The 11,937-nt window shown below is 55.1% G+C and carries 9 protein-coding genes and 1 pseudogene; 7 read left to right on the top strand and 3 right to left on the bottom strand.

Going from position 1 to position 11,937, the window contains the following annotated elements; all coding sequences use genetic code 11:
- Positions 1 to 257: 257 nt before the first annotated feature.
- A complete protein-coding gene (locus IKP20_06690; GenBank protein ID MBR4504637.1) occupies positions 258 to 554 on the top strand; it encodes a hypothetical protein in 297 nt (98 codons plus the stop codon).
- Positions 555 to 741: 187 nt separating this feature from the next.
- Positions 742 to 3,531, top strand: a complete 2,790-nt coding sequence (locus IKP20_06685; protein ID MBR4504636.1) for a leucine-rich repeat domain-containing protein — start codon at positions 742 to 744, stop codon at positions 3,529 to 3,531.
- An 82-nt stretch (positions 3,532 to 3,613) separates the two neighbouring features.
- Here the strand turns inward: IKP20_06685 and IKP20_06680 are convergent, their stop codons facing one another.
- Both IKP20_06680 and IKP20_06675 read right to left on the bottom strand, forming a co-directional pair.
- Positions 3,614 to 4,990 carry a citrate synthase gene (locus IKP20_06680; GenBank protein MBR4504635.1) on the bottom strand — a complete coding sequence of 459 codons (1,377 nt, stop codon included), beginning with the start codon at positions 4,988 to 4,990 and terminating at the stop codon, positions 3,614 to 3,616.
- Between the two features lie 134 nt (positions 4,991 to 5,124).
- On the bottom strand, positions 5,125 to 6,666 hold the full coding sequence (locus IKP20_06675) for a nitrite/sulfite reductase (protein ID MBR4504634.1): 1,542 nt from the start codon (positions 6,664 to 6,666) through the stop codon (positions 5,125 to 5,127).
- A gap of 137 nt (positions 6,667 to 6,803) precedes the next feature.
- On the opposite strand from IKP20_06675, the pseudogene IKP20_06670 reads away from it, so the two are divergent.
- From IKP20_06670 to IKP20_06650, 5 genes and pseudogenes are all read left to right on the top strand, one after another.
- A pseudogene (locus IKP20_06670) lies at positions 6,804 to 7,904 on the top strand (histidinol-phosphate aminotransferase family protein).
- A 13-nt stretch (positions 7,905 to 7,917) separates the two neighbouring features.
- A complete protein-coding gene (gene cobD / locus IKP20_06665) occupies positions 7,918 to 8,934 on the top strand; it encodes a cobalamin biosynthesis protein CobD (GenBank protein MBR4504633.1) in 1,017 nt (338 codons plus the stop codon).
- Positions 8,931 to 9,941, top strand: a complete 1,011-nt coding sequence (locus IKP20_06660) for an adenosylcobinamide amidohydrolase (protein ID MBR4504632.1) — start codon at positions 8,931 to 8,933, stop codon at positions 9,939 to 9,941. Before cobD ends, IKP20_06660 begins: the two co-directional genes overlap by 4 nt.
- Complete coding sequence (locus IKP20_06655) at positions 9,938 to 10,756, top strand: adenosylcobinamide-GDP ribazoletransferase (GenBank protein MBR4504631.1); 819 nt, start codon at positions 9,938 to 9,940, stop codon at positions 10,754 to 10,756. Before IKP20_06660 ends, IKP20_06655 begins: the two co-directional genes overlap by 4 nt.
- Entirely contained in the window at positions 10,753 to 11,412 is a 660-nt protein-coding gene (locus tag IKP20_06650; GenBank protein MBR4504630.1) for an NTP transferase domain-containing protein, read from the top strand. Before IKP20_06655 ends, IKP20_06650 begins: the two co-directional genes overlap by 4 nt.
- A 69-nt stretch (positions 11,413 to 11,481) precedes the next feature.
- Here IKP20_06650 and IKP20_06645 read toward each other — a convergent pair whose 3' ends face one another.
- Entirely contained in the window at positions 11,482 to 11,757 is a 276-nt protein-coding gene (locus IKP20_06645) for a sirohydrochlorin cobaltochelatase (GenBank protein ID MBR4504629.1), read from the bottom strand.
- Positions 11,758 to 11,937: the final 180 nt, after the last annotated feature.

Here is an 11,937-nt window from a genome sequence, read left to right as displayed (position 1 = left end):
GAAAGTGTCCAGGATGGGGAGCAAATTGGTCCTGAACGAAGTGACCAAGAAACAACGCGATCTGTTCGTTTCGCTCAAGGTCGATGTGCCGACCACCGAGTCTGTTCGTTCCCTTGTTACCAAATCTTAAGCGAACTACGGATGGAGAGGGTTTTCGAGCAATATGCGGCTAGGACTTTGAAGGCGAGGCTTGAGGATTTCGAGGTATCCATACAGGATACAGGGAAGACGATGTTCGACACCGGATTGAGGCGTCAGTGAGGCCGGACATCGTACTCAGGAAGGGCGAAGAGACGCTGATCTTGGATACCAAGTGGAAGGTCGTTCGGTCGGAAGAGGACATATCCGACGACGATTTGAGGCAGATGAAGGAGTATTCCGCGGATTACGGCGGGAAAGCGGTACTTCTGTATCCCCGCGTGGGGCCGTGCGCCGAGACGGAATCCCGCAGGGGCGACATAGTGGTCAGGGCTTCATTCCTGGATCTTTTCAATAATCTGGATGGATGGTGGGAGCGGATCGTTGAGAAGACTCAGAAAGGTGAGCATGAATAATCGCTCAGGGTGTCGATGAAAAGAGGCGCCAGTATTTCTGGGGTGAAGACTTCAAAGACCGGAAGGGAATGATTCCACCATATGTTTCACTAGTCATCTTATGGAGCCATGATCTGCGATCGATGGAACGGCATTTCAATACTCCAGATAACCAGACATTATTAATACGTAAGCAGATGCGAATTGCATGGGGCACATCTGCGGTATCAAAGAGAATGAGATCTGGCGCATGATCGCCATCGCTGTGGTAGTGATGGCCGCGGTGGCGTTCGCCATAGCCACGCAGTCGGACGGCTCGGACGGGGTCCAATCCGGAAAATGCGGGAACGATCTTACGTGGGAGCTCGACGACGACGGCAACCTGACCATATCAGGGCAGGGCGAGATGTTTGACTATTATTACATCGAAAAACCGTGGGGAACAGATGTCAAATCCTTGACGGTAGAGAGCGGAGTTGAATCCGTCGGAGGTGCCGCATTCACAGAGTGCACTTCTCTCTTGTCGGTGACCTTGCCCGATTCCGTGTCGTCAATAGAGGAGGCCGCATTCTTCGGCTGCACTTCTCTCTTGTCGGTGACCTTGCCCGATTCCGTGTCGTCAATAGGGGTGGGCGCATTCTTCGGCTGCACCTCTCTTACAACCATAGCGTTTCCATCTTCTCTGACGTACATCGGATTAGAAGCATTCTCCCGCTGTACCTCCCTCTTGTCGGTGACCTTGCCCGATTCCGTAAGATATATTGATTCCTGCGCGTTTACTGGCTGCAAATCTCTCACATTCGTAACCATACTTGGTCTTGTGAAAACAATAGCGGAGGAGACGTTCTCCGGTTGCACCAATCTTAAATACGTCATTTTGCCGGATTCCTTAGAATCCATCGAATCCTATGCTTTCTACGACTGCAAGAATCTGAGATACATCAGCTTGCCAGAATCTTTAAGGTACATTGACAACTATGCGTTCGCCCTAGATTACTATTCTATGTACGATCCCACGAGTTTGGTTTTTCACAGAGACGATTCAGGGTTGCCTGGATATGCCTACGTGGGAACAGGAAACGGCCATTTGTATCTTCAGCATTACGCTCTCGAATACTCTGTAAGCGAGGTCGGGCAGGAGGCTACCGTGACTGGATTCCGCGGAACTGCCGATGATGTCACTATCTTGCCTTTCTACAACGGATACAGGATCACAGCCATCGCCGACAGGGCGTTCTATGGATGCGAGGACCTGAAGAGCATATCTATCGATTCTTCCGTGAAGTCCATAGGGAACTATGCGTTCTACAATTGTGCGTCTCTGGAGTCGGTCGGGCTGGGGTCAGTGGAATCGGTGGGGCTGAAGTCGTTCTCATACTGCCAGTCCCTCAGATCGATTGCCATGCCCGCGACCCTCAAGAACATAGGCGGATACGCGTTCTTCGGATGCGGTCTCGAGTCGATCAAAATCCCCGGGAACGCAGCTGTCGGTAAGGGCGCGTTCAGCGAATGCAAGGACCTGAAGACCGTGAGCTTCACCGGCCACGGCACTGTGATAGGGACCAGAGCGTTCTACAACGACTCCAGCCTGTCCAGCGTGGACTTCTCCGGCGCGGCGTCCATAGGACTCAAAGCGTTTCCGTACTGCGACGGGCTCATCTCCGTAGTGATTCCCGGCTGTGTCTCTGCTGTGGGCGGGTACGCGTTCTTCAACTGCGCGAACCTCAGGGAGATAACCATAGAGGACGGCGTAGAGAAGATCGGCAAGAGCGCCTTCAGCGGATGCAAGTCCCTGGAGATGGTTGAACTCCCGGAAACCCTGGCGTATATGGGTTCGAATGCTTTCTATGGGGTGAAGTTCCTCGACCTCGACGGGCAGAAGATGGAGCAGACGCTGGATCTGCGCGGCCACACATACTACGGCTCCGGGAAGGTCCTCCGCATGACCGATCATCTCGAGAAGGGAGAGGTCTTCTCTGCAGGCGGGATCGTTTATTCCGTCTCCTCGGTGGACTCACGCACGGTCACCGTCACGGGATATGAAGGTGGCGCCATCGCCGTGCCCAGCCATCTGACCTACAAGGGGTGGGACTTGAAGGTTACGGCCGTTGCCGCCAAGGCGCTCTATGGGTGCTCGACCCTGAAGTCCGCCGATCTGGCAAACGTGAGGTCGATCGGCATGAAGGCCCTCGCTTACTGCACTTCATTGGAGGAGGCGTCGTTCGGGACGGATCTGTCGTCTGTCGGCGCCTATGCATTCTTCGGTCTGTCGTTCTATTACAGTAATATCGAGCTTCAGCCGGATCCGGTAATGCTGGCCGGGCGCTCCTTCGCCGGTTCTGATGGGGCGTTATTCATGGCCGAGGATGCTTCACCCTACGTGGTTCTGTCCGGGTCGTGCGGGGAGGACGTCCGGTTCTGCCTCGACAGCCGTGGGAACCTGATGATAACCGGCACAGGGCCGATGTACGACTACTCCCGGGCCTCGCACACCAAGACGGTCACGGCTTGGTGGGGGAATTATGATAGCAGTACCACAGAATTGACATACTACAAGTCGACCGCCCCATGGTTTGAGAACCTGGCCCCGGGGGATTCGTATAGCTACTATGCTTATGGCTTCAGCGATATCATGGCGTACAACGCAACCCCCATCGAAAACATCGTCGTCGGGGAAGGGGTTACGACAGTGGGGAATTATGCGTTCTATGACAGCTGCTATGGAGGCTGGGAGAACGTGGACTGTGAAGAATACGCCTCGACGATCGGTTCGGTATCCCTTCCAGACACGGTGGTTTCGATCGGAGACTATGCCTTCTGTGATTGCTATCTGTCCTCTGTGAACATCCCCAGCTCGGTGAATATCATCGGCGACCGGGCGTTCTACCCGATGGGGTTCTTTGACGAAGACGGAAACAGACTGCCGCACGATGCCGAAAGTCTCGCAGGATACTCCTACGAGGGCCACAACGGGAAGCTGTATCGCGTATCTTCCTGAACCGCTTGAAAACGCACTATAATTACATGGAAGGCCGCCCGGCCCTCCCGCCCTTTCTCGCTCAGAGGAGAGCATTTTCCGCTCAATTTGTACGGGATTCAGGGTGGGATTGGCTCTCGCGTTTTTCCGGCGGTATGAATTCCCTGTCTTTAGCTATGCTGATGTACTTGGGGCGGATGATTTTCCCTGAGGTAATGAGCTCCTCGATTCTGTGGGCGCTCCATCCAACGGCTCTCGCCATTGCGAACAGCGGGGTGTACAGGGTAACCGGTACCCCCAGCATGTCGCAGACGAATCCGCTGTACATGTCGACGTTGGCGCAGACGCTGCCAGCGTTCTTCTTCCTCGAGCGTATGATGTCGGGCGCCATCTCTACGACAGAATTAATCAGTCTCATGTCTTTTTCGCGGCCTTTGGATGCAGCCAATTTGCCGGCATAATCCTTCAGTATCTGGGCTCTGGGATCTGATATCGTGTAAACCGCGTGTCCCATGCCATAAATGAGCCCCTGGCCGTCGAAAGCATCTTTGTCGATTATCTTCGTCAGATACTGGCGCAAGGCTTCTTTGTCGTCTGTATCGGGAACGTGTTCCTTGATGTCTTGGAGCATCTGGACGACTTTTATGTTGGCTCCCCCATGTTTGGGCCCTTTCAGAGACAGGAGGGCGGCGGCTATGACCGAATATGTGTCGGAACCCGACGATGCGACCACTCTGGCGGTGAAGGTTGAATTGTTCCCTCCGCCGTGTTCCATATGGAGCGCGAGCATGATGTCCATGATCTGGATCTCCTGCTGAGAATAATTGCCGGCAGGCCTCAGCATCAGCATTATGTTCTCGGCCATGCCCTTGCTGGGGTCCGGCCTGAATATGACGAGATGGCCGTTCCTGTCGTAGTGCATGTGGGAATGGTATCCGTATATAGCAAGCATCGGAAGCCTGCTGATTATCTCCATGCACTGCCTGATCACGTTCTCAATGGAGTTGTCGGCATGGTTCGGATCGTAAGCGGAAAGGCCCAGCACCCCTCTGGCCATTGTGTTCATTACGTCATGGCTGCTTTCCCTGAGTATGAAATCCTTTACGAAATCCCCGGGAAGCTCCATCTTTTTTGCGAGCATCTTCCTGAAGGTTTCGGTTTCCGACTCATCGGGAAGGCTGCCGAACAGAAGCAGATATGCCGTCTCTTCGAAAAGGAATTTGGATTCACCATGGAATCCGATTATGTCATTGATGTCGTATCCTCTGTAGGTGAGGCGTCCTTCGCAGGGTTCGGGGCCGTTCCCGCTGTTGGCCGTTCCGATTACACGAGATATGTTGGTGATCCCAGCGCGGACTCCATTGCCATTCCTGTCGCGTAGGCCCTTCATTATGTCGTATTCCTCGTACAGATCCGCGGGAATGTACGACATCTCTCTGCAGTGCTTCGCTTTGTCCGCATAATAATTGTCCTCATCCATATCTCCATTCCTCCACGAATGGTTTCGCCGTAAGTCAGATTATCGCTTATATAGTCTCAATTTTTATTTAATTATGTTTGGTGGAATCACGGAAATTTGACTGCTATCATGGTCTTTTTTTGAGAGCAGCATTCTTACGGCATCCGTTCGATCAGGCGGTCTCCGGCTATCTCAGCGATTCTGCTCGCGTCCCCGTCGCACCATCCTCTGAAAGTCCCTTTCCCCGAGCTTTCGACGGCTTTGCCGATGTCGCGGAAAAGGCCTGGGATGTCCTTCTCTCTGACGCGCCCCAGAACCGTTCCCAACCGCTCCTTGCCGAGCACGTGGGATCCGTTGGCGCTGATCTCGAACGTCGGCTCCCCTTCGATGGAAGGCGCCCCTTTGAGCCCTATGGTGCCTAGCTGATGGGCGGAGCATGAGGATTGGCATCCGGAGATCCTGACCATCGGCAGCGTTCCGTCCGCGAACCCGTTCTCCTTCTCCATATCAAATAATTTTCTCAGGAGGCCGTTGGAATCCCTAAGCCCTGTCTGGCATATAGAGTTCCCGACGCATGAGGTGGATGCCTCGAACATGGTGGCTGCGCCGTCCGACAGGACGCTGGCTATCATGTCAGCTTCTGAGCCGGTTAGGTTGACCACGTAAAGGGTCTGGTTGGGTCCGATGCGAATCTCGGCGGATTCAATCCCTTCCACGGCGTCGCGCAGCTCCAAAATCTTTTCCGGCCTGGGGTCGCCTCCGATCGGATGGTATCTCACATAAAACAGGCCGTCTTGCTTCTGCCTCTTCGCATACGCGGTGGTCGGCACGGACCCGTCCCCCGTTTTGTCGATGACGATCGGGTCCGGGTCGGCTTTGGGTATCGAAGGGTCTGCAAGAGCCTTGTCCAACTCTTCGTTGAACTTTCCGACATATTCCGCGTCTCCAAGGTCATCGCGCATGTATCTTACGCGGGCGCGGGACCTGTCCTGATAGTTTCCACGGGACATGAACATCGAGACCATGGCCGACAGGCATGCGAAAACGTCTTTTGGATCTAGGCCGTCCCTCACCAAGAGGCCCAGCTTCGGGTTTGTTCCTAGCCCGCCGCCCGAGTACACGCCGAACTTCCCATTGCTTTCGGCCACGAATCCCAGGTCTCTGGCCGTCGCGTCGGCTATGTTCTCCATCGTGCTGGTGAATCCCACTTTGAGCTTTCTTGGGAGCTTCTTCCCGAATGCGATGTCGAGAAGATATTTCCCGGCCGCTTCGGCATAAGGCAAGACATCGAATTCCGATGATGGAATGATGCCGGAGAGGGTTGTGGCCGTCACATTCCTCGGATAGTCCCCGCCCCCTCCGAACGTTATGATGTCCGCATCGATGGCCGATCCGACTATCTCGGGTATGGCTTCGGGGGAGAGCCCATGGAGCTGAACCGACTGGCAGGTGGTGAGATGGACTTTGCTGGGGCGGTATTCTTCGATGCATCCGCAGATGAAACCCAGTTTCTCGGGCGTAATGCGGCCGCCGGACAGCCTGAGCCTCACCATTCCCGTTTTTCCGCCGCGCTGAGCATAGCTGCCATACCCGCCGGATATGCTTTTGTATTCTTTGGCGGTCATCCCGCCGGAGTAGAACGCTTCCGTTGCCTCTCTGAAGCGGGGCAGCGTACTCCTGTAGTCTTCTCTGTCCATGGCTTTCGATTGCTGTGGCGGTTCAAAACGGTTTCCCGATGTATGCGCTCATCTTTAGCAAGACGGAAGGCGAATCGTTTGCCGCGGACCGTCCTTTCAACCAACACCATATATAGATTATCGATGTTCGAGACGCGATGAAAGGCCGCATCCAATCAAGGGAAGAGCTTTCCGGGCTCCCCAAGACCGTCCATGGGGGCCAAGCGTGGAAGCTGGAGGGCATAGAAGATTATAGCCACAATCTGAATCCATTCGGCCCGCCGGCGGATATCGCCGAAATAATGGCTTCCGCCGCAGCGGATGTGGGCCATTATCCGGACGATTCGTGCTCGGAGCTCAAAGACACCCTATCGAAGGCCTTCGACATACCCCCTGAATGCATCGTGATCGGCGCGGGATCCTCGGAGATAATCAGGAACGTTCCCAACACCTTCCTAACTAAGGGAGACAAGGCTCTGATGTGCCGCCCTTCGTTCGCGGAATACGCCCAGCAATGCCGCATCGTCGGCGCGGAGCCGGAATGGTTCGATCTCACCGAAAGCGACGATTTCAGGCTCGATGCCGATTCCTACATTGAGAAGGCGCAAGGATGCAAGGCGGTTTACATCTGCAACCCAAACAATCCCACGGGCAGGGTCGAACCCAGGGAAAAGCTGATCTCCATAGTCAGGGCGTGCGAGGAGACCGGGACGCTGGTTTTCCTTGACGAGACGCTTCTGGAGCTTGTGCCGGGGTATGTGGACATAACGCTTTCCGGCATGGTGGACAGGTTCAGCAACCTCATCGTCGCATCTTCCCTGACCAAATCATTTGCGATACCTGGCATCAGAATAGGGTTCGGATTCTCCAACCCGGACATAATAGCCGAGATGGACAAGGTCCGCATGACTTGGAACGTGGGGCAGATCGAGCAGACCGTGGCCAATGTCCTCATCCGCGACAGACTGGATTACGTGGACAAGGCGGCGTCGGTCATGGCCGAGGAATCGGAGGTCATGAACTCGTCTCTGGATGACATAGGATTCCCGGTTGGGCCGGTGTCGGATTCGTTCTTCTATTTCTCTTCTGTCCGCCCGTTGGGGATGGACGCCGCCGATTTCAAAAGGAAGATGCTCGCGCGCGGGATAATGGTGCGCGATTGCTCGTCTTTCGGGGAGAGATTCTCCGATTATATCAGATACAGCGTGAAAGACCGCGATAGGAACTGCAAGTTCATAGCCGCTGCCGATTCCGTAATAAATGGGCGATCGGATGCCATTGTGGGTCGATGCAATCGCAGTTGTGGTTTTGGCGGTCCTGATAGACCGTTTCGTAGGCGAGCTGCCCAATTCGGTCCACCCCCTCAGATGGATGGGAAACATCCTCGGCGCGATAGACAGGCACGTCAAAAACAGGGCATCCCATTTCGCCACGACCGTCGGATTTCTGTCGTATCTGCTCGTGTTCGCGCTTTTCTGTTCGATAGCGCTCATAATAACGACTCTCGTCCGCTTCGCATTCTCTCTTTGGGACCCTTTGGCGGGGGAGATCGCTTGGATCGTGGCTACTGCCTTCATATCCAAGATAACCTTCGCGGTTTTTTCGTTCAGGCACCATTGCGATCCCATAAGGGCCGATCTGGACGCCGGAAAAGTGGAGGACGCCGCCGCGAAGGTCCAGATGATAGTGAGCAGGAACACCAAGGGCATGGACGCGGAGCATATTGCTTCCTCCTGCTGCGAGACCGTCTCCGAGAATCTGGTGGACAGCGTCTATTCGCCCGCGTTCTATTTCGGCCTGTTCGGGCTTCCGGGGGCGATAATGTTCCGCTGCGCCAATCTGATGGATGCGATGTGGGGCTATCTCAACGATAAATACGCCAACATCGGGCATTTCCCGGCGAGATTCGATGACGTCCTGGGTTTCCTGACGTCCAGAGTATCGCCATATTTCGTCGCTCTCGCAGGCTATCTGCTCAGGATGGACTGGAGGGCCGCCGTTCCTGCCGCCAAGGCGGAGCATACGAAAACGCCTAGCCCCAACAGCGGCTGGTCGATGACCGCGGTGGCCGCCGTTTTGGGCATAAGCATGGAGAAGAAAGGGGTCTACGTCATGGGAACCGGCCCGATGCCGTCTACGGACGATGTCAGGCGCTGCCTGAGGCTCGTGGAGCTTTCGTCTCTTCTTTTCATTTTCACAGTCGCTCTGGTTCTTTATGCCATTATCGGCATACATGTCCAGGGATTGTTCGAATCGCTGTTCTATAAGATTTGGGAGGCAATTTTGTGAGATATGTAAAATCGGTCGAGCTCAAAGAGTTGGATGGGCTTGGCGTAGGCATAGTGAAATTCACCGAGACGATGGAGGTTCTGAGCTCCGCCGTTCTGAATGGAGGCATAACCGAAGCCGATGCGCTGTTCATAATGCAGGTTCCGCACGATTATGATTGTTCGGATCCTATGAAAGACATCATCCGCGTAAGGGATGCGTTCGGATTGCCGGAGAATTCCGTGGGGATGATGACCGCTGCAGAGGTCCAATACGTGTTCAACGTCAAGGAGGCGGAGTACGGGGGATCCAACGCATGCGCGATAGTTACCGCGGGCCTCAGCAACCAGGTCGTTGCCGGCGAGCCCCTCGTGGATTGGGAGTCCGCCCACAAGATATCCCTGAAAAGGGCGGCGAAGATGATGGCCGGCACCATAAACATAGCCGTCGTGGTGGAAACCCCGCTGTCTTACGAGGGGAAGGTCAATCTGTTCATCCCTCTGGTGGAAGCCAAATCGGCCGCCATGGCAGACCGCGGATACAGAGAGACCGGCACCACGTCGGATTCCATGGCGGTCATCTGCCCGAAAGGGGACGAAAGGGGTTCGTATGCCGGCACAGGGTCGTCTATCGGGATCTCCGCGGCCAAAGCGGTCAGGGAGGCGGTAGGCTATTCCCTGGAGATAAGGGGGGAGCACCCGGTCCCGGTGGAACCTATGAAGCTTTTGGAGAAGCTGGGATATGGCATCGACGTCATGTGGGCGCTTTCCGGGTCTCCTATGGGCAAAGAGGAGTACTCCAGGGCCTTGGATTCATATCTTAAAGGCGATGGGATGAAGACTTTCCTGGATATGGCCGCGTTCTCTGCGGACCGCGCGGATTCTCTGGCCGAGGACGGGAACCAGTTCATCCACCCTATGGTCTGCCGCATCTGCTCGTCTCTGATCGGAATAGAGCCGAATCTCAGCGAAGGAATAATGCAGGGCATAATCGAGGCGATCGCCGTCGATGCCGGAAGGATAAGATGACCGGATCCGCCCTCAGAGGGATGGTATCGTTCTTCACGCTGTGGCATCTCGATATCACCCAGGAGGACATGGACGCCATGGAACGCGGGTTCCACATGGTGCCTGCTGTGGGACTGATCTTCGGCGCCGTGATGGTGGCAGCCCTGTCTATTCTGAGCTGGATCCAAGGCGCCATGCACATCGGCATGGGGCTGATCTCGGCCGTCGCGTGCCTTCTCATCGCATATGTCGGGAGCAAATTCATCCATTTCGATGGCCTGACCGATTTCGGCGACGGCATGATCGTCTCCGGGATGCGCGAAGACCACGTCCGGGCGCTGAAAGATACCTTGGTGGGGGCCGGAGGCATAGGCGTAGCGATTGCGGTCACTCTGACTTCTTTCGCGATATATGCGACATGGGGCGTCCCAGCCCTGGTGATTCTGGCTCCTCTGTGCGAGGTTGCGGTCAAGAATTCGATGGTATTCGCCGCTTCTTTCGGAATGCCTGGGAACGGGATGGCAGGGCGCCAGGTGGAGAAGACGACTTCCGAATCAGCGTTCAAATCGCTCATAGTCAGCATCGTCTGCGGGATGCTGCTGCTCTTTTTGGCTTCGCTGTTCTTCGCCGGCGGCGAGTGGCTGCGCGTCGTCACTTCTGGGGCGGCGGCTTTGGCGGTCGGTCTGATGGCGTCTTCCGTCGTAGGGGTCATCATGGCAAGGAATGCCAACAGGGTCTTCGGCATGGTGAACGGAGACATTCTGGGGGCCACAAACGAGATCTGCAGGCCCGTCGCAATGTTCTTTATGGGTCTGGTTTATATGCTTGGCATATGAGGCTGGAAGCGCTTATAAACGCAGGCGGGAAAGGCACCCGCATGGGGAGATGCGGCATCGAGAAGCCGATGCAGCCCGTAGGGGGCATCCCCACCGTCAAGAGGGTCATAGATGCCCTCAGCGCTTCGCCCAGCATCTGCCGCGTTCTGGTCTCGGTCAGCGATAACACCCTGGAGACCGAGGCTTATCTGGATTCCATCGGTGTGGAGACCGTCAGGACTTCCGGGGAGAGCTTCATGGACGATCTCCACGTCGCTTTCGAGCGGATGCACGGGGAATACGTGCTCACGTGTCCGTCGGATCTTCCGCTGCTCACCACGGATGCGATAGACGGTTTCATAGATTTCTTCGTCCCAGGTGAGATGCAGTCGGCCATAGCCGTCGTGGACGAGGAGACCGTCAGAAGCGTCGGGATAACGCCCTCTTACACGCGCGAGGACGGCGGGAAAAATTGGGTCCTGTCCGGGATATGCATCATGAGCCGCGAAGGGACGCTCCGTGGCGACTATCTCGAAGAGCGCCTTTTCAAGACTGACCGCATCGATCTTTCCATCAACGTGAATACGAAGGCAGAGCTGCTGCTCGCAAGGGGCCTCGCGAATTCCGCCAAACCGCGAACTGAGTTTTGCGTCGTAATCGTGACGGATCGTGGATGATATGCGTTTGATGCAATCCATATCCTCTGTTTCATCGCCATCACAGCGATTCGCCTCAAAGGCTGCCGTTCACCCGTCCAGCGTATCCTTCAGATTGGATAAGAAAAGCCTGCGGAATTCCGGGATCTCTCCCATGCCTTTCATGATGCATTCTGTCTCGAATCCGGCGGACACGAATGCAGATCTCATCGAATTCTTTTCAGCTGACATGTCACGGCGGGCATGGAATCCCGCTTCGAACATCAGCGGCGCAAGAAACACTTTTTTCACGCCTGTTTTGGCCATCATCTCAATGGCATCTTCTGCGGACGGTGTTCCGGAGATGGTGACGAAGAATGCTTTCATGTTTTTCAGGGCGGCCAGATGCTGAAGCAGGCATAGATTCCGAAATTCTGGGCGTGTAAGTAATTTTTCATCAGCGAATTGATCTGTTTTTGATATGCTGGCTAGACTCATAACAAGCTCTTATATATCATTACTTACATACAGTTTATGTAAGGTAATATCATGGTTAGACCTAGGGAT

It is taken from the genome of Candidatus Methanomethylophilaceae archaeon, from assembly GCA_017524805.1.
Taxonomy (GTDB): Archaea; Thermoplasmatota; Thermoplasmata; order Methanomassiliicoccales; family Methanomethylophilaceae; genus Methanoprimaticola.
Note: the sequence above shows the minus strand (reverse complement) of the source record. Positions and strands in the feature narration are given on the sequence as shown.

Bases quoted from the DNA above. Each gene is read 5' to 3' on its own strand.
- IKP20_06645 (MBR4504629.1), bottom strand. From the start codon at position 11,757: ATGAAAGCATTCTTCGTCACCATCTCCGGAACACCGTCCGCAGAAGAT.
- IKP20_06675 (MBR4504634.1), bottom strand. From the start codon at position 6,666: ATGGACAGAGAAGACTACAGGAGTACGCTGCCCCGCTTCAGAGAGGCA.
- IKP20_06655 (MBR4504631.1), top strand. From the start codon at position 9,938: ATGACCGGATCCGCCCTCAGAGGGATGGTATCGTTCTTCACGCTGTGG.
- cobD (MBR4504633.1), top strand. From the start codon at position 7,918: ATGCCATTGTGGGTCGATGCAATCGCAGTTGTGGTTTTGGCGGTCCTG.
- IKP20_06685 (MBR4504636.1), top strand. From the start codon at position 742: ATGGGGCACATCTGCGGTATCAAAGAGAATGAGATCTGGCGCATGATC.
- IKP20_06650 (MBR4504630.1), top strand. From the start codon at position 10,753: ATGAGGCTGGAAGCGCTTATAAACGCAGGCGGGAAAGGCACCCGCATG.
- IKP20_06680 (MBR4504635.1), bottom strand. From the start codon at position 4,990: ATGGATGAGGACAATTATTATGCGGACAAAGCGAAGCACTGCAGAGAG.